This window comes from Limimaricola pyoseonensis (assembly GCF_900102015.1).
Taxonomy (GTDB): Bacteria; Pseudomonadota; Alphaproteobacteria; order Rhodobacterales; family Rhodobacteraceae; genus Limimaricola; species Limimaricola pyoseonensis.
Window position 1 is genome coordinate 107081 of record NZ_FNAT01000006.1, and the last position, 17622, is coordinate 124702.

Below are 17622 nucleotides of genomic sequence, written 5' to 3' on the forward strand. Positions count from 1 at the left end.
CCCTACTAGGCACGGCATTCGCTCAGGCCGCCATCCGGCGCAGGTTCCGCCCCGCCGCGACGTCGCACAGCACGGTGACGCGGGGATGCCGCTGCAGCGCCGAGGCCGGGACGGCCTCCGTCACCGGCCCTTCCAGCGCCGCCGCCAGCGCCTCGGCCTTGGCGGCGCCGGTCGCCAGCAGCAGGATCTCGCGCGCCTCGAGGATGGTGCCGATGCCCATGGTGACGGCGTGCTCCGGCACCGGCGTGCCGGCCGGGAAATCCGGCGCGTTGGCCTGCCGCGTCTGCTCGGTCAGCCGGACCCGCCGGGTGCGGCTGTCATGCGCGGCGCCCGGCTCGTTGAAGCCGACATGGCCGTTGCGCCCGATACCCAGAAGCTGCAGCCCGATGCCGCCCGCGGCCGCGATCGCTGCCTCGTAGCCATCGGCCTCGGCCGGCCCGCCATTGCCGTCGGGCAGGTGCCACCGGCCCTCCGGCACACTGGCCGGGTCGAACAGCTCGCGCCGCATATAGCTGGCGAAGCTCGCCGGGTGGCCGGGCGGCAGGCCCGCATATTCGTCGAGGTTGAAGAAGGTCGCATGATCGAGCCGCAGCCCCCCGGGCGCGATCCGTTCGCGCAGGGCGGCATAGACCGCGAGCGGCGTGCGCCCGGTGGCGAGCCCCAGCACCGGCGACGGCGCGGCGCAGGCGGCGGCGATGCGCGCGGCCGCGCGCTCGGCCACATCGGTGGCCGAGTCGAGGATCTCGACGCGCGGCCCGCTCATGCCAGGCTCTCCGCGAAGGCGGTCCGGCCCGCCCGCACCGCGCCGAGCACGCCCGCGCGGTTGCCGAGCGCGCTGACGTAACAGTCCGGCGGCTCGGGCATGCAGCGCGCCAGCGCCAGCGCCAGCCGCTCCTGCAGCTCGGGCCGCGAGCCGATGCTGCCGCCGAAGATCACCCGCGACGGGTCGATCACCGCGCAGACCGACAGCACCGCCTGCGCGAGCTTCGCCGCGAGCCCGTCGAGCACGGCCGCGAAGACCGCGTCATCCGGCCGCTCGAACAGCTCGCGCAAATTGCCGGGCAGGCTGCCGCCCCCGGCCGTGTAGGCCGCGCGCAGCGCCGCGCTCGAGATCACGCTTTCCAGCGCGCCGCTGGCATGGGTCGCCGGGTCGAACGGATCGGCCCCGATCGGCAGCGCCGCGATCTCGCCCGCCGCGCCATGCGCGCCGCGCAACAGCCGGCCATGCACCATCGCCCCCATGCCGATCCCGGTGCCGAGCGCGATGAACACCACGTTCTCGCGCCCCTGCCCGTGGCCGAGCCAGCTTTCGCCCAGCACCGCCATGTTGACGTCGTTCTCGACCGCCACCGGCAGGCCGAGCGCCCGGCCGATCACGTCGCGCAGGTCGCGGCCCTCGAGGTCCGACACGTTCGGCGCGCGGTGCAGCCGCCCGCTGCGCGGGTCGACCGCGGCGGGCAGGCCGATGCCGGCGGCGCGCAGCCGGTCGGGCGCGACCTGCGCGCGCTCCAGCAGCTCGGCCTTCTGGGCGCGGATCTGCTCGACCACGGCCAGGCCGCCCTCGGGCGCGGTCGGCGCCTTCACTTCGGCCAGCACCCGGCCCGAGAGGTCGCACAGCACGGATTGCGCCTTGGTGCCGCCGATGTCGCTGCCCATCAGCAGCGCGGCGTCGTCGCGCAGACCGCCCTCGGGGCCGGTCCAGCCGGCCAGCTCGTCGGGGGCCGGCTCCGCCGCCTCGGCGGACAGCGCCGCGCGCAGCCACCGGCGCGCCGGCAGCGACAGCCCGGCGGCGTCGAGCCGCCCCGGCTGCGCGGTCATCGTCTGCGGCCGAGCGACCGCTCGGTCTCCCGGTCGAAGCGGTGGATCTCGCTGCGCGCGGCCTGCGCACTGACCCGGCTGCCCACCTCCGGCACGGCGCGGGCCGGGGCGGTGGCGATCACCTGCTGGCCGGCGACGTCGAAATGCACCAGCGTCTCGGGGCCGAGCGGCTCGACCGCGGTGACGGTGCCGGTCAGCTCCAGCGCATCCGCGGCCGCCGCGCCGTCGCGCACCAGAAGATCCTGCGGCCGGATCCCGAAGAGCAGCCGGCCGTCGCCGTCGGCCACGGCGCGCCCGTCGGCCTCGCGCCCCGGCAGGATGTTCATCGAGGGCGTGCCGATGAAGCGCGCGGTGAACACGTCGACCGGGTCGTCGTAGATCTCCATCGGCGGGCCGGATTGCAGGATGTGCCCGTCGCGCATCACCACGATCCGGTCGGCCATGGTCATCGCCTCGACCTGGTCATGGGTGACATAGGCGATGGTGGTGCCGAGCCGGTGGTGCAGCGCCTTGATCTCGATCCGCATCTGCGCGCGCAGCTGCGCGTCGAGGTTCGACAGCGGCTCGTCGAACAGGAAGGCCGCGGGCTCACGCACCATGGCGCGGCCGATGGCGACGCGCTGGCGCTGCCCGCCCGACAGCGCCGCCGGGCGCCGGTCGAGATAGGGGGTGAGCCCGAGGATCCGGCCCGCATCCTCGACGCGGCGGTTCTTCTCCTGCTTGTCGAGCTTCGTGGTGTAGAGGCCGAAGGCGATGTTCTGGCGCACCGTCATGTGCGGGTAGATGGCGTAGTTCTGGAATACCATGGCGATGTTGCGCGACTTGGGGTCGAGCTCGTTCACCACGTTGCCGCCGATGCGGATCTCGCCGCCGGACACCTCCTCGAGGCCGGCGATCATGCGCAGCGTCGTGGACTTGCCGCAGCCCGAGGGGCCGACGAAGACCACGAACTCGCCGTCGCGCACCTCGAGGTCGATGCCGTGGATCACACGGGCCTTGCCGTAGGACTTGACGAGCTTGTCGAGCGTGATGGTCGCCATCAGGACGCCTCCGAAATCTGGTTGAACCGGTCCTCGAGCTCGGCCGCGGCGCCCGCCTCGCGGGCCGCGCGCGCCTCGGCCGCCCGGGTGAAGCCGTCGAGCGCCGCGCGGTAGGCGTCGAGCGCCTCCGCCATCGCCGCCTCGGCCGGGCCGCCGAAGCGGTCGCGCACCGCCACGAAATGCTCGGGGCTGACCGCTTCGGCGAAGCCCGCCTCGTCGAGCTCGGGCGCCCGGCCGGTCGCGGCCTCGAAGGCCCGGCGGAACGGGGCGTAGCCCGAGGGCAGGTCGATGCCCTCCGCGACCACGGCGCGCGACGTCGCGGCGGCGATCTCGTGCGCCTCGCGGAACGACAGCCCCTCGCGCCGCACCAGCGTGTCGGCCAGCTCGGTGATGGTGATGCAGGAGCGGCGGATGTTCTCCGCGACCCGCGCGCCGTCGATCTTCAGCGAGCCCATCAGCGCCGCCATCAGGTCGAGCACCCGCGCGCCGCTGTCGAAGGCGCCGTAGCCCGCGCCCTGGCTCTCGCCCTCGCTGTCGTTCATGTCGGTGAAGGGCGTGTTGTGCATGATGGTCAGCATCATCCGCGCCCGGCCGGTGGTCTGGCTGGCGAGGTGGCGCAGATGCTCGATCGGCACCGGGTTGCGCTTCTGCGGCATGATCGAGGAGACCTGCACGAAGGCGTTCGGAACGTAGACCTGCCCGACCTCGAAGGCAGACCAGAACTGCAGGTCCTGGATCAGGCGGCCCAGATGCAGGAAGGTCAGCTCGAGCGCGGCATAGGCGCCGGTGGTGTAGTCCACCGCCGCGATGCAGCCATAGGCGTTGCGCTGCGGCGCCGCGAAGCCCAAGAGCGCCGCCACCCGGGCGCGGTCGATCGGGAAGCCCGAGGTGGTGATCGCCGCCGCGCCCATCGAGCACAGGTCGCAATTCGCCCGCGCCGCCTCGAGCCGCTCGATGTCGCGGATCAGCACCTCGATCGCCGCGCCGAGGTAATGCCCGAAGGTGGTGGGCTGCGCCGGCTGGCCGTGGGTGTAGGCCACCACCAGCGTCGCCCGCTCGCGGTCGGCGGTGTCGATCAGCGCCGACAGCAGCTGCCGCGCCCGCGCCAGCAGGTCGTCGAGCCGCGCCTTGAGCGACATCTTGAACAGCGTGTGGTCGATGTCGTTGCGCGAACGCGCGGTGTGCAGCCGCCCGGCCAGGTCCGGCCCGAGCCGGCGCTTCAGCTCGGCCTCGACGAGGAAGAAGTAGTCCTCGACCTCGCCGGTGTAGCGCAGGCCGGCCGGGTCGATCTCGGCGGCGATGGCCTTCAGCGCGCGGGCGATCCCGGCCGCCTCGGCGGGTGCGAGGATGCCGGTCTCGGCCAGCATCACCAGATGCGCCCGGTCGATGCGGCGGAAGCCCTCGGCATGGTGCAGCCGCGCCCCGTCGAACAGCGGCGCGAGCACGGTGTCGCGGTAGACCGGGTCGGGGAAGCGCGTGGCGTCGCTGTCGCGCGGATGGGTCGTCATGGTCATCCCTTCAGGCCCGCCAGCATCACGCCGCGGACGATGTAGCGTTGCAGCAGCAGGAACACGATCAGCGTCGGGATCGTGGCCAGTGCCGCCCCGGTCATGATCATCTCCCAGCGGATCGCCTGCTCGACCGCGAAGCTCGTCAGGCCGATCGGCAGGGTGTAGAGTTCGCTGCTGGTGGTCACGATCAGCGGCCAGAAGAAGGCGGTCCAGTTGCCGAGGAAGGTGAAGATCGCCAGCGCCGAGAGCGCCGGTGTCACCAGCGGCATCGCCACCCGCCACCAGATCGCGAACTCGTTGAGCCCGTCGATCCGCGCCGCCTCGAGGAAGTCGTCGGGCACCGTCTCGAAGAACTGCTTCATCAGGAAGGTGCCGAAGGCGGTCATCATGCCGGGGAACATGATGCCCCAATAGGTGTCGAGCCATCCGAAATTGGCCGACATCAGGTACCACGGGATCACCAGCATCTCGGTCGGGATCATCAGCGTCGAGAGAATCGCGAGGAAGATGAACTGCCGGCCGCGGAAGCGGAACTTGGCCAGGGTGTAGCCGACGAGGCTGTCGAAGAAGACGTTCGACAGCGTCACCGCGATGGCGACCAGGGACGAGTTCAGGAACCAGCGCAGGAAGCGGCCGTCGCCCAAGACCTCGAAGTAGTTGGCCAGCGTCGGTTCCTTCGGGATCAGCCGCAGGTCGTAGATCTGGCCGGCATCCTTGAGCGAGGTCGAGAACATGAACAGCAGCGGCGTGACCATCAGCACCCCGCCGATGAACAGCACGGTCCAGGTGACGATGCGCCCGGGGCGCAGCCGCGCCATGGGCAGCGGCCGGGCCTCGCGGGCCGTGGCGGTGGCGGCGGTCATGCGCGGTCCCTCATGATCCAGAGTTGCAGCAGCGAGACGATCAGCAGGATCGTGAAGAGCACCACGGTCTGCGCCGCCGCGTAGCCCATGTCATAGGAGGAGAAGGCGGTCTGGTAGATCAGCAGCACCAGCGGCTTGGTCGAGCCCAGCGGGCCGCCCGGGTCGTTGGTGGTCATGTTGTAGACCTGGTCGAAGATCCGCAGGAAGCCGATCGAGGCGAACACCACGAGGAACACCGTGGTCGGCTTCAGAAGCGGCAGGGTGATCTTGCGCAGGATGCCCCATTCGCCGACGCCGTCGATCCGCGCGGCCTCATAGTAGGTCTGCGGGATGGCGCGCAGCCCGGCCATGAAGATGATGATCTGGAAGCCGAGACCGGCCCAGATCGCCGTCACCATGATCGAGGGCAGCGCCCAAGTGGTGGACTTCAGGAAGTCGATCTGCGCCAGCCCGATCTGCCCTAGAAACGAGTTGATCGCCCCGGTCGGCGCCGGCTGGTAGAACCAGCGCCAGACCCAGGCCATGGCCGAGGCCGTGGTGATGAACGGCAGGAAATAGAGCGCCCGGATGAAGGTGTGCGCAAAGCGCACCCGGTCGAGGAAGAATGCGATGGTGAAGGCCAGCACCAGGCTGATCGGCGTGCCGATGATCAGGTAGGCGAAGGTGTTGCGGAAGACCTGCCAGAAATGCGGGTCGCCGAACATCCGCGCGTAATTCTCGACGCCGATGAACTCGGGCGTCGACATCAGGTCCCAGTCGGTGAAGGAAAGCCGGAACGCGTCGAGCGTCGGGTAGAAGCGGATCACGCTGTAGAACAGGATCGGCAGCGCCAGGAATCCCCAGACCCACAGCGCCCGCCGCGTCCGCATGCTGAGCCGCGCGCCGCCAGCGCGGGCCTCCGGCCGCGCCGGACCGGCCTCCTGAATCGTCATGCCCTGCCTCCCCTTGGGAAAGGCCCGGCCGCGCGCGGCCGGGCCGTGGCGCGCCTCAGCGCGCGTCGTCGATGATCTTCTGCTCGGCCGCGGCCGCCTCGGCCACCGAGTCGGCCGGCGCCTGGTCCTGCAGCAGCACCCGGTTGGTCATGTCGATCGTGACCTGCCGCTGCGCCGCCTCGTCGACGAAGCGGGTGGTGTGGGCGTAGTCCAGCGCCTTGAGGAACGGGCCGTAGATCGGGTCGGCGAGGTTCTCGTCGGTCAGCGCCACGTCGCGCCGCGCCGGCAGTTCGCCCACCACCTCGAGCCAGAGCTTCATCGCCTCGGGCGAGGCGAGGTATTCGAGGAAGGCGGCCGCGGCCTCCTTCTCCTCGCCCTCGGCACCGCTGCCGATCGCGTTGGCGAAGTAGCTGGCGTAGTTCGAGCGCATCCCGTCGGCATTGGCGGGCAGCTCGGCCACGCCCCATTCGAAGTCCTCGATGCTCGAGAAGGAGCCGAGCCGGAAGGTGCCGTCGATGGTCATCGCGGCGCGGCCGGCGCGGAAGGCGGCCTGGCCCTCGTCCATGAAGCCCGCGGTGCCGACCTTCTCCTCCTTCTGCAGCGAGGTGTAGAAGTCGAGCGCCGCGGTGCCGGCCTCGCCGTCATAGGCGATCTCGCTGTAATCCTCGTTGTAGGGCTGGCCGCCGAACTGGCGGATCAGCACCTCGCGCCACCAGTGGTGGTCCTGGCCGGCCATGTCGACGGTCATGCCCACGGTGGTGAAGTTGCCGCCATTGTCGGTCTGGGTCAGCGCCTTGGCGGTCTCGACCAGTTCGTCCAGCGTCTCGGGCGGGCCGTCGATGCCGGCCTCCTCGAACAGCTTCTTGTTCCAGAACAGCGCCAGCGAGCGCACCGCGGTCGGCAGGCCGTAATACTCGCCGTCACGCTTCATCGCCTCGACGATCGGGAAGAAGTCCTCCTCGATCTCGTCATGCGGGAAGGCCTCCTGCGGCAGCGGCTGGATCAGGCCGCCGGCGACGAACTTGTCGGTCCAGCCGTAGAACAGCTGCAGCACGTCGGGGCCCTTCTTGGCCATGTTCGCCGCGACGATCCGGGTCTGGTAGTCGGCGTAGGGGAAGGTGACCTGCTTGACGGTGATGTCGGGGTTCTCGGCCTCGAACTTCTCGATCAGCTGGTCCATCGCGGTGACGCGGGTGTCGTAGATATACTGCCAGTACTCGATCTCCACCGCGCCCGCGGCCTGCGCGCCGAGGATGCAGGCGGCGGCCGAGACGCCGGCCATCAGATTGCGCTTACGCATAGGTCTCTCCCATTGCACGCCCCGGCCTGGCCGATGGCGTCGGTGCGGCGCGACCCCATGGCCCCGCCCTGTCGGCACGCCCCCTCCCGAGGGCGCGGGTCCCGCGTCGTGTGCCGCGCGGTTGGGGCAACGTCGCCGCGCCGGCCCCCGCCTGTCAATACAATAATTAACTTGAGTTATTATTTCGACCGCTGCAATCTGGCCGCGAAGAGCAGGGAGGACGAGGCGATGAGCGCCGAGAAGGCAACCGGCCCCGCCCGGCTGCGCGCCGCGCGCGGCAAGAACCCGGGCCGCAGCCGGGCGCACAACCGCAGGGTCGTGCTCGACCTGATGCGCGGCCACGGCCAGCTCGGCCGCCGCCAGCTGGCCGAGATGACCCAGCTGACGCCGCAGGCGGTGACCAACATCCTCGACGAGCTGATCGCCGCCGGTCTGATCGAGGCGCGCGGCCGGCTGAAATCGGGGCGCGGCCAGCCGCCGCTGCAATTCGCGATCAACCCCGACGGCGCGATCACCATCGGCATCGAGATCGCCGTCACCCGCATGGCGGCGACGGTGCTCGACCTCGGCGGCCATCCCCGCCACGAGGAGATCGTGCCGCTGGCCGACAGCGGCCCCGAGGCGCTGCTGCCGCTGATCGCCGAGACGGTCGCCCGCCTCGCCGCCGGCTACGACGCCACCTTGATGGGGGTCGGCGTGGTGATGCCCGGCCCGTTCGAGATCGAGGGCTTTTCCGGCGTCGGCCCGACCACCCTGCCCGGCTGGGCCGGGATCGACGCGGCGGCCGAGCTGGGCCGGCGCATCGGCGTGCCGGTCAGCGTCGAGAACGACGCCAACGCCGCCGCGATCGGCGAGACGCTGTTCGGCTCGGGACAGGCGCTGTCGAGCTTCGCGGTGGTCTATTTCGGCGCCGGTCTCGGCCTCGGGCTGATCGCCGACGACCGGCCGGTGCGCGGCGCCTTCGGAAATGCCGGCGAGGTCGGCCACATCGTCGTGGCGCCGGGCGGCCGCGCCTGCCCCTGCGGCCAGAGCGGCTGCCTCGAACGCTACGCCTCGCTGCACGCGCTGCGCGAGGCGCTCGACGCCGCCGGCTTGGCCGGCGACCACGCCGCGCTCGACCGGATGATGGCCGGGCAGGAGCCGGTGCTGATGACCTGGATCGCCGAGGCCGCCGCGCATCTGTCGCCGATGGTCGCGATCCTCGAAAACGTGCTCGACCCCGAGACCATCATCCTCGGCGGCGCCCTGCCGGCGCCGATCCTCGACGCCATCATCGCCCGGATCGGCTTCGCGCCCTCGGTCGCGGCGCGTTCGGACCGGGCCGTGCCGCGGGTGATCCGCGGCCGCGCCGGGCCGATGGCCGCCGCCCTCGGCGCCGCCGCCCTGCCCTTCCACGCCGCGATCACGCCGCGGCTGGAGCTGTCGCAGGACCCGGAAGATCCATTCGTCACCGGAGAGACCGCATGACCGCCTCGCGCCACCTCGCCCGACAGGAGGCCGCCCCGGCGCTCCTGCGCCTGCATCGCAGCCTGTCGCGGCTCGACTCCGTGCTGCACGTGATGAACACCGGCGCCCACCCGGACGACGAGCAGTCCGGCCTGCTCGCATGGCTGCGCTTCGGCCGCGGCCTGCGCGTCACCGTCGCCTGCTCGACCCGCGGCGAAGGCGGGCAGAACATCCTAGACGGCGCGCGCGGCGCGGCGCTCGGCCTGCTGCGCAGCCGCGAGATGGAGGAGGCGGCCCGCGTGCTCGACGCCGATGTCGCATGGCTCGGCCACGGCCCGGACGACCCGGTGCATGATTTCGGCTTCTCCAAGGACGGCGACGACACCTTCGCCCGCTGGGGCGAGGAGCGCATCGTCGAGCGGCTGGTCCGCGCCTATCGCGCCGCCCGCCCCGACATCGTCATCCCCACCTTCCTCGACGTGCCCGGCCAGCACGGCCACCACCGCGCGATGACCCGCGCCGCGCGGACCGCGCTGGCGCTCGCCGCGGATCCCGAGGCCTTCCCCGAGCAGGGCCTCGCGCCGTGGCGGGTCGCGAAGTTCTACCTCCCCGCCTGGTCCGGCGGCGGCGGCACCTATGACGACGAGCTGCCCCCGCCCCAGACCACGCTGACCGAGACCGTCGCCGGGCGCGACCCCGCCACCGGGGCCGACTACGCCCGGATCGGCGAATGGTCCCGCGCCCGCCACGCTTCGCAGGGCATGGGCCGCTGGCACGAGGTCCCGGCCCGGTCGTGGAACCTGCACTATGTCGACGGCCCGGCGGAGACCACGATCACCGCCGGCCTGCCTGCCACGCTCGAGGAGCTGGCCGCGCTGGCCGGCCCCGCCGCCGAGGCGCTCACCGACGCGGCGCGCGCGGTCGCGGCCGCGCGCCGCGCCTTCCCCGACCGGGCGCTGCTGCTCGACGCGCTCGCCGCCGCCGATGCCGCCATCGCCGCCGCGCAGGAGGCCGCCGAGCCCGGCTTCGCCGCCGCCCATGGCCACCGTCTCGACCGCAAGCGGCAGGAACTCTCGGCGGCGCTGTTCGAGGCGGCGGGCCTCGAGATCGACGCCCGCCCCGCGCCCGCGCTGCTCGCCCCCGGCGGCACCGCGGAGATCGCCATCCGCCTCGCCGCGCCGCTCGCCGACACGCCGCTGCGCCTCACCGCCGATGCCGATCTGCCGGAGGGCCTCTCGGCAGCCCCGGTCGACCTCGCCCCCGACGACACCGCCCGCCTCGCTGTCTCCGCCGCGCCCGGCGCGCCCTTCCCCGCCGCCTTCCGGCCCGGCTGGGCGGCGCTCGGCGGCAACGGGCCGGGCGCGCTGCGGCTGACCGGCACCATCGCCGGCCGTCCGGTCCGCCTCGCCGCCGACCTGTCGCACCCGCTCGAGATCGGCCCGCGCGAGGTGCTGGAGATCGAGCCCGAGGCCGTCCTGCTGCGCCGCGGCCATGCACCAGAGCCATTGCGCATTGGCCTCGGCACCCCCGAGGGCCGCGTCGAGATTGACATGCCCGAGGGCTGGAGCGCCGATCTCTCGCCGGCCGAGGCCGTCGTCACGCCGCCTGCCGACCTGCCCGAAGGCCTGACCGTACTGCGCCCGCGGCTCGACGGCCGCCCGGCGCTGGGGCGCAGCGCCTACGACCATCCGCAGACCGGCCCCTTCCTGCACCACGCCCCGGCCGAGCTGCGGGTGCTCTCGCTCGACCTCGCCTTGCCCGAGGGCGCGCGCGTCGCCTATCTCGGCGGCGGCGGCGACAATGTCGGCCGCTGGCTCGGGCGCATGGGCGTCGAGACGGTGACGCTCGACCGGATCGAGCCGCACACCGACCTGTCGGGCTTCACCACCGTGCTCATCGGCATCGTCGCCTTCGGCGCCCGCGCCGACCTTGCCGCCGCGACCCCGGCGCTGCACCGCTTCGTGCGGGCAGGCGGGCATCTCGTGACCCTCTACCAGCGCCCAGACCAGGGCTGGCAGGCCGAGACCACGCCGCCGCTGCCACTCGAGATCGGCACGCCCTCGCTGCGCTGGCGCACCACCGACGAGGCCGCGCCTGTGACGATGCTGCGGCCCGAGCACCCGCTGCTTTCCGGCCCGAACCGGATCGGCCCGCGCGACTGGGACGGCTGGGACAAGGAGCGCGGCCTCTACTTCGCCGCCCGCCGCGACCCGGCCTACGAGGCGCTCCTGAAGATGTCCGACCCGGGCGAGGCGCCGCTCGACGGTGCGCTGGTCTCGGCGCCGGTCGGTCGCGGCCGCCACACCCATTGCGCCCTCGTGCTGCACCACCAGCTCGACCGCATGGTGCCCGGCGCCTTCCGCCTGCTGGCCAACCTCGTCCAGCCCGCCTGACGCCGATGCGCCGTCCCGCCCCGGCGACGGCCGCCGCGGCCTGGCTGCTGCTCGACATGACCCTCGTCACCGGCGTCACGGTGCTGGTCAAGCTCGAGGGGCAGTCGCGGCCGGTGGCGCAGATGGTGTTCCTGCGCGCCGCGATCGGCCTCGTTCTGATCGCGCCGCTGGTCTGGCGTCACCGCCGCGACTTCGCCCGGATGCGCGCGCCCTGGCGCAACGCCGGCCGGGTCGCCTGCAACGCCGTGGCGCTTGGAATGAACTTCACCGCTCTCACGCTGCTGCCGCTGGCCGTCGTCACCGGCATCTCCTTCACCCGGCCGCTGGTCGCGATGGGCCTCGCGGCGCTGCTTCTGGGCGAGACCGTGCGCCGGCTGCACTGGGCCGGGGCGGCGGTGGCGCTGGCCGGGGTGCTCCTGATGATCGCGCCCGACGGATCGGGCGGGGCGCTGCCCGCCGCCGGGCTGGCGGCGGCGGCGCTGTCAGTGCTGTTCGGCGCGATGGCGGCGATCCAGACCCGCGCCCTGCGCGGCGAGAGTCTCGTGGTGATGATGCTGTTCTACACGCTGGGCCTCGCCGTGCTCAGCGCGCCGCTCGCGGCGCTCGACTGGGCGCCGGTCGGCCGCGCCGACCTGTGGCCGCTCATCGGCATCGGGGTTCTGGCGCAGGCCGGGCAGTACTGCTTCCTGCGGGCCTACGCGCTCGGCGAGGCCAGCCGCCTCGCGCCGCTGGGCTACCTGTCGATCCTGCTGGCCACCGCGGCCGGCTGGATCGTCTTCGGCGACCGCCCCGGCCCTTCGCTGGCGCTCGGCGGCGCCGTGGTGGTGCTGGGGATGCTGCTGGTGCGCCGCGCCGACCGCCCGGCCGCCGCCGCGCAGGCCCGGTAGACCCGGCGCAGGCGCTTCCGCCTAGCGGTAGATGAAGGTCTCGAAATCGCCGGCCTCGGTGACGCGGCCGCGATACATGCCCTCGCAATTGAACGGCATCGAGATGCGGCCCTCGGCATCCACCGCCACCACCCCGCCCGAGCCGTCGTTCGGCGCAAGGTCGCGCTCGACCACGTGGGTCGCCGCCTGCTCCAGCGTCTCGCCGCCGTGGCGCATCCGCGCGGCGATCTCGGCGGCGGCGGTCCAGCGGATGAAGATCTCGCCATGGCCAGTGGCCGAGACCGCGCAGGTCGCGTCGTCGGCATAGCTGCCCGCGCCGATCATCGGCGTGTCGCCGACCCGGCCCGGCGCCTTGGCGGTCATGCCGCCGGTCGAGGTGGCGGCGGCGAGATGGCCATGGGCGTCGCGCGCCACCGCGCCCACCGTGCCGTGGCGGCGCGCCGGGTCGTCGGTCTCGAGCCCCTGCTCGCGCAGCGCCAGCGTCTCTTTCAGCGCGTCCCAGCGGGCCTGCGTGAAGAAATACGGCTTCTCCTCGAAGGGCAGCCCGGCCCCGCGCGCGACCATGATCGCGTTCGGCCCGATCAGCAGCACGTGGTCGGTGCGCTCCATCACCGCGCGCGCGGCGCGCACCGGGTTGCGCGGCCCGAAGATGCCGGCCACGGCGCCCGCGCGCCGCGTCGCGCCCTCCATCACCGCCGCGTCCATCTCCTGCAGCCCCTCGGAGGTGAAGACCGCCCCGCGCCCGGCGTTGAACAGCGGCTCGTCCTCGAGCGCGCAGACCGCCTCCGTCACCGCGTCGAGCGCCGCGCCGCCATCGGCCAGCACCGCGTGCCCGGCCTCGAGCGCGCGGCGCAGCCCGGCATGGTAGCGCGCCTCCAGCTCCGGCGTCATGCGCGACTTCAGGATGGTGCCGGCGCCGCCATGCAGCGCGAGCGAGAATCTGGTCATGGCGAACCCTCCAGCCCGGCGGACTGGGCGCAGTGCCGGGCGATCTGTTCATGCGTCGCGACCCAGCAATCGCCCGCCTCGGCGATCCGCGACAGAAGCTCCTCGAGGATGAAGATGCGGCTGCGATAGCCGATCACGTGCGGGTGCATGGTCAGCAAAAACAGCCCGCCCTCGTCCCGCGCGCCCTCGAACTCGCGCAGGAAGATGTCGAGCACCGCCTCGGGCGGCGTGTAGGGCCGCTGCGCGCCGTGGCGGTTCATCATGAAATAGGCCGCGTCGTCGCGGATCCACTCCACCGGCAGCTCGACCAGCCCGGTCGGCGCGGCGTTCTCGACCAGTTCGTAGGGATCGTCGTCCGAGAACATCGAGCTGTCGTAGATCAGCCCCATCTCCCGCGCGATGCCGAGCGTGGCGGGGCTGTAGTCCCACGACGGCGTGCGCATCCCCACCGGGCGGCGGCCCGTGACCTGCTCGAGCGTGTCGGCCGCGCGCAGCATCAGCTCGCGTTCGCGGGCCGGCGCGAGCGTGGTGTTCAGCTCGTGGATCCAGCCATGCAGCGCGATCTCGTGGCCGTCATCGGCCAGCGCGCGCTGCTCCTCGGGATGCAGCAGCGCCGAGACGGCGGGGACGAAGAAGCTCGCCTTCGCGCCGTGCCGGTCGAGCGCGCGGCGGATGCGCGGGATGCCGCGCCGGGCGCCGTATTCGCCCCAGCTGAGCCGCGCCAGCGAATTGGCGCCGTCGCGCAGCTCGTTGGTCTCGTGGTCGCTGTCGAAGGAGAGCGCCACCGCGCAGCGCGCGCCGCCCGGCCAGGAGGCGGGCCGCAGGCTGCGCCCGGCGCGCAGCCGCTGCACCAGCCCGCGCCATGTCGGCTCGTCCCATTCGGCGGGCGGGGTCTGCGGCGGCAACAGCGGCGCGCTCACGCGTGGCCCCCGTCGACCGACAGCACCTGCCCGGTGATCCAGCCCGCCTGCGCGGAGGCGAGGAAGGTGACCGCGTCCGCGATGTCCTCGGCCCGGCCGAGGCGACGCATGTGGGTGCCCTCGATCACCTGCCGCTGCTTCTCGGGACCGAAGGCCTGCCATTGCCGCTCGGTCGAGGGGTTGGAAAGCACGAAGCCCGGCGCGACCGAGTTCACCGTGACGCCATGCGGCCCGAGCTCCAGCGCCAGCTGCTTGGTCAGCCCGACCAGCGCGTGCTTGGCCGCGGCATAGGCCTGGATGCCGGTCAGGCTCGGCCGCAGCCCCGCGCCGGAGGAGATGGTGACGATCCGCCCCGATCCGCGCGCCTTCATCCCCGGCGCCACGGCCTGGGCGCACCACATCGCGGCGTCGACATTGGCGGCGAAGATCGCGCGCCAGTCGGCCTCGCCGATCTCCTCGACCGGGCGGCCGGCCTGGCCGCGCACGCCGCCGGCGGCGCAGACGAGGCCGTCGATCCGGCCGTGACGCGCCGCGATCTCGCCCAGGGCCTCGTGCGTCGCCTCGCGCGAGCCGAGATCGGCGGGGTGGCGGCTCACGCCCGCCGCCAGCCGCTCGAGCCCCGCGCCGTCGATGTCGATCGCCGCGACCGTGGCCCCGGCCGCGCCCAGTCCCGCCACGATCGCCGCGCCGATGCCCTGCGCCGCGCCGGTGACGGCGAAGACCTGCCCCTCCAGCGTCACGCGCATAGCGGCACCATCTCGTCGAGCAGCGCCGCCGACTGCGCCCGCCGCCCGGCTTCGATCTCGTGGATCAGGTCGCGCAGCCGCGTCAGCGCCGGCACCGCGATGCCGTCGGCGCCCGCCATCTCGACCAGCACTCCGATCTGCGCGTCCACCTCGGTCTTGCGGCGGCGCACCGCGAGGTCGCGCCAGATGCCCGAATGGGTCTTCGCGGTCTTGCGATTGTGCGCGACCATCGCGTCGAGCGAGGCGCGCATCGCGCCCGCGTCCTGCCGCGCGAAGGCGTCGGGGTCGAAGCCGTTGAAGCCCAGCGGCCGCACCCCGCGCGCCCGCGCCAGCCGCATCACCTCCGCCCCCAGCGCCTCGTAGACCGGGCGGTGCGCGGCGCGGTCCATCGCGTCGCTCATCGAATCCGGCGTCAGCGCCGTGGCGAAGAGCAGCGCGCCGTAGCCGAGCTTGCCCCAGAGATAGCCCCAGATGTTGTCGGTCGCGACCGCGTCGGGCTCGACCAGCCGCAGAAGCGCGTGGATCTCGGCCACGCGCGGCGTCATCTCGCCGTCGAGCTCGCCCACCGCCACCGCGGCGCGGTTGCCGTAGAGGATGCGGCCCGGCCCGATCCAGTCGGCGCCGTAATTGACGAAGCAGCCGACCGTGTTCTCCACGCCGATGCGCTCGGCGATCATCATCTCGTTCAGCCCGTTCTGGGCCGAGATCACGTGGCCGCCCGGCGCCAGATGCGGCAGCAGCATGTCGAGCGCCTCCTCGGTGTGATGCGCCTTCACGCAGAGGAACACCCGCTCGTAGCGGCCCTCGAGCTCGTCCGGCGTGGCCGCCGGCAGGCGCTGCACGAAGCGCTCGACCGGCCCCTTGATGGCGAGGCCGTCGTCGCGCATGGCGCGCACGTGGTCCTCGACGATGTCGACCATCTGCACCGCGTGGCCCGCCCGCGCGAGGCAGGCGCCGAGGATGCCGCCGATCGCGCCGGCGCCCCAGATCAGCACCGGCGCGCTCATGCCCAGTCGCCCTCGAGCTGGGCGCGGGTCTCCTCGACCGCGACGGCCCAGAGCCGGTCGGTGTCGGCGTCGGGGCGCTGGTAGTAGCCGCCGTAATTGCCGTCGCCGATCAGCGCGCGCACGCCCGCGGCGTTGCGGTCGCGCAGCCGGTCGAAGGGCACGAAGGGCTTCTGCTCCGCGGGCATCTCGCGGCCCGGCAGCCGGGTCCAGGGGAAGTTCTCCATCCAGGAGGCGTGGCTCGCCACCGGGTCGATCTGCTGCACGCAGTCCCAGGTGCGCGGCGCCTTCCACCAGTCGTGGAAGCGGCAGCGCGCGCCCTCATGCGCCTCCATCCATTCCATCGTCACCGGCTGCACCGGGCTGTTGCCGCCATGGCCGTTGACGATGAGGATGCGGCGGAAGCCGGTGGCGTAGAGGCTGTCGAGGATGTCGCGCACCAGCGCCGCATAGGTCGCGAGCTTCAGCGAGACGCTGCCCGGATAGGCCATGAAATAGGGGGTGAGCCCGTAGGCCACCGCCGGGAAGACCGGCACGCCCAGGGGCGCCGCGGCGTCGGCCGCGACCTTCTCCGACAGGATCGAGTCGACCGAGAGGCTGAGATGGGCGTGCTGCTCGGTGCTGCCCAGCGGCAGCACGGCGCGGTCGTCGGTCTCGAGGTATCTCTCGACCTCGAACCAGTTGCTATCGGTGATCCTCAAGCCGGGTCTCCTCCTGTTGCGGCTCGCCCGCCCGGCAGGCGGCGATGGCGGGCAGCAGCTCGGCCCGGATCGCCCGTCCATCCGGGGTGTGGCGGTATTCGATGGCGGTCTGGTCCGGGCGCAGCCCGGCGCGCAGGTACTCGGCCCCGGTCGAGTGGATCAGCACGTCGGCCTCGGCCAGCCGCGCCGCCAGCTCCGGGTCGCTGCGCACCAGCGCCTCGACCTGCGTGACATGCGGCGCGAAGCGCATGATCCCGGTCTTCATCAGGGTCAGGAAATCGTCGAAATAGGACACGGCGGCGACCTGCGCCTCGGGCGGCAGCGTCGCCAGCGCCACCCGCGTGGTCTCGGTCGGGATCATGGTGATGCCGACCACCGGCAGGTCCGGAAACAGCGTGCGCGCCTCGCCCGTCAGGGTGCGCGGCGTGACCACGAGGTCGAACCCGCCGGGCGGCGTGGCCCCCGCCTCCTCGACCGTCAGCGCGCTGATCGTGTCGCCGGGGGCGAGATGCGGGCGGATCTCCTCGGCGTAGAAGGCGGTCGCGTCGCGGAAGGTGCCAAGCATCAGCAGCCGCAGCCGGCGCGCGCCCGCCACCTCGGGCGACGCACCGGCCGAGGACACGCGGAGCGCGATCTCGGCCGGGCTCAGCCCGAGCCCCTGCCCGAGCCGCACCAGCTCGGCGATGCGCCGCTCCAGCTCCTGCAGCCCGGCGCGCCGCGCCGGGCCGGCCGCGTCGCCGCCGGTCACGAAGGTGCCCGAGCCGACCCGGCCCTCGATGTAGCCCGCCTCGCGCAGGCCGGCATAGACGCCGCTCACCGTGACCGGCGAAAGGCCGAGCCGCGCGGCCAGCGCCCGCACCGAGGGCAGCCGCGTGCCGGCGGCGACGTCGCCGGTGCCGATGCCGTATTCCAGCGCGCCGCGCAGCTGCACCGAGACCGGGATCGAGGCGCCGCGATCGATGGCGCGGGCGATCCGGTCGATGGTGGCTTCGAGATCGGTGTCCTGTCGTGTCATGATGTATCACTGCATCATAACACTTGGGCACTCAAGCCATTTGTTTGGGCAAAACGAGAATCCGGGTCCCGCAAATATATGGGTTGACCGGCAAATCT

Annotated in this window: 16 protein-coding genes; 3 read left to right on the forward strand and 13 right to left on the reverse strand. The window is 72.7% G+C overall.

All coding sequences use genetic code 11. The features are described from left to right. Positions 1–22 precede the first annotated feature (22 nt). From BLT43_RS13410 to BLT43_RS13440, 7 genes are all read right to left on the reverse strand, one after another. Positions 23–763: a glucosamine-6-phosphate deaminase gene (locus tag BLT43_RS13410; RefSeq protein ID WP_090113623.1), complete on the reverse strand. Its 741-nt coding sequence runs from the start codon at positions 761–763 to the stop codon at positions 23–25. Then, positions 760–1818, reverse strand: a complete 1059-nt coding sequence (locus BLT43_RS13415; protein WP_090113625.1) for an ROK family protein — start codon at positions 1816–1818, stop codon at positions 760–762. The genes BLT43_RS13410 and BLT43_RS13415 overlap by 4 nt, the downstream gene beginning before the upstream one ends. Further along, complete coding sequence (locus BLT43_RS13420) at positions 1815–2858, reverse strand: ABC transporter ATP-binding protein (RefSeq protein WP_090113627.1); 1044 nt, start codon at positions 2856–2858, stop codon at positions 1815–1817. The genes BLT43_RS13415 and BLT43_RS13420 overlap by 4 nt, the downstream gene beginning before the upstream one ends. Further along, positions 2858–4366 (reverse strand): argininosuccinate lyase, encoded by a 1509-nt coding sequence (argH, locus tag BLT43_RS13425; protein ID WP_090113628.1) that lies wholly within the window; start codon positions 4364–4366, stop codon positions 2858–2860. The genes BLT43_RS13420 and argH overlap by 1 nt, the downstream gene beginning before the upstream one ends. 2 nt (positions 4367–4368) lie before the next feature. Then, positions 4369–5232: a carbohydrate ABC transporter permease gene (locus BLT43_RS13430; RefSeq protein WP_090113630.1), complete on the reverse strand. Its 864-nt coding sequence runs from the start codon at positions 5230–5232 to the stop codon at positions 4369–4371. Further along, positions 5229–6101, reverse strand: a complete 873-nt coding sequence (locus BLT43_RS13435; RefSeq protein ID WP_423222128.1) for a carbohydrate ABC transporter permease — start codon at positions 6099–6101, stop codon at positions 5229–5231. Before BLT43_RS13435 ends, BLT43_RS13430 begins: the two co-directional genes overlap by 4 nt. A gap of 118 nt (positions 6102–6219) precedes the next feature. After that, positions 6220–7464: an extracellular solute-binding protein gene (locus BLT43_RS13440; RefSeq protein ID WP_090113632.1), complete on the reverse strand. Its 1245-nt coding sequence runs from the start codon at positions 7462–7464 to the stop codon at positions 6220–6222. Between the two features lie 228 nt (positions 7465–7692). On the opposite strand from BLT43_RS13440, the gene BLT43_RS13445 reads away from it, so the two are divergent. From BLT43_RS13445 to BLT43_RS13455, 3 genes are read left to right on the forward strand one after another with little or no spacing between them, the layout of a single operon-like run. Further along, a complete protein-coding gene (locus BLT43_RS13445; RefSeq protein ID WP_090113633.1) occupies positions 7693–8931 on the forward strand; it encodes an ROK family transcriptional regulator in 1239 nt (412 codons plus the stop codon). Further along, positions 8928–11303, forward strand: coding sequence for a PIG-L family deacetylase (locus BLT43_RS13450; RefSeq protein WP_090113634.1), 2376 nt, complete (start codon positions 8928–8930; stop codon positions 11301–11303). The genes BLT43_RS13445 and BLT43_RS13450 overlap by 4 nt, the downstream gene beginning before the upstream one ends. Before the next feature lie 5 nt (positions 11304–11308). Next, positions 11309–12190 carry a DMT family transporter gene (locus BLT43_RS13455; RefSeq protein WP_090113635.1) on the forward strand — a complete coding sequence of 294 codons (882 nt, stop codon included), beginning with the start codon at positions 11309–11311 and terminating at the stop codon, positions 12188–12190. A 21-nt stretch (positions 12191–12211) separates the two neighbouring features. On the opposite strand, the gene BLT43_RS13460 is transcribed toward BLT43_RS13455, so the two are convergent. Genes BLT43_RS13460 through BLT43_RS13485 form a run of 6 tightly spaced genes read right to left on the reverse strand, consistent with a single transcriptional unit; the run spans position 12212 to position 17524 of the window. Continuing rightward, positions 12212–13138 carry an isoaspartyl peptidase/L-asparaginase family protein gene (locus BLT43_RS13460; protein WP_090113637.1) on the reverse strand — a complete coding sequence of 309 codons (927 nt, stop codon included), beginning with the start codon at positions 13136–13138 and terminating at the stop codon, positions 12212–12214. Then, entirely contained in the window at positions 13135–14058 is a 924-nt protein-coding gene (locus tag BLT43_RS13465; protein WP_242652300.1) for a polysaccharide deacetylase family protein, read from the reverse strand. The genes BLT43_RS13460 and BLT43_RS13465 overlap by 4 nt, the downstream gene beginning before the upstream one ends. Next, positions 14055–14804, reverse strand: coding sequence for an SDR family NAD(P)-dependent oxidoreductase (locus tag BLT43_RS13470; protein WP_090113639.1), 750 nt, complete (start codon positions 14802–14804; stop codon positions 14055–14057). The genes BLT43_RS13465 and BLT43_RS13470 overlap by 4 nt, the downstream gene beginning before the upstream one ends. Next, the gene (locus tag BLT43_RS13475) at positions 14795–15811 is read right to left on the reverse strand and encodes a ketopantoate reductase family protein (RefSeq protein WP_090113640.1); all 1017 of its coding nucleotides are present in this window, start codon (positions 15809–15811) and stop codon (positions 14795–14797) included. Before BLT43_RS13475 ends, BLT43_RS13470 begins: the two co-directional genes overlap by 10 nt. Then, complete coding sequence (locus tag BLT43_RS13480; protein ID WP_090113642.1) at positions 15808–16509, reverse strand: creatininase family protein; 702 nt, start codon at positions 16507–16509, stop codon at positions 15808–15810. The genes BLT43_RS13475 and BLT43_RS13480 overlap by 4 nt, the downstream gene beginning before the upstream one ends. Beyond that, the gene (locus BLT43_RS13485) at positions 16493–17524 is read right to left on the reverse strand and encodes a GntR family transcriptional regulator (protein WP_090113643.1); all 1032 of its coding nucleotides are present in this window, start codon (positions 17522–17524) and stop codon (positions 16493–16495) included. The genes BLT43_RS13480 and BLT43_RS13485 overlap by 17 nt, the downstream gene beginning before the upstream one ends. Positions 17525–17622 lie beyond the last annotated feature (98 nt).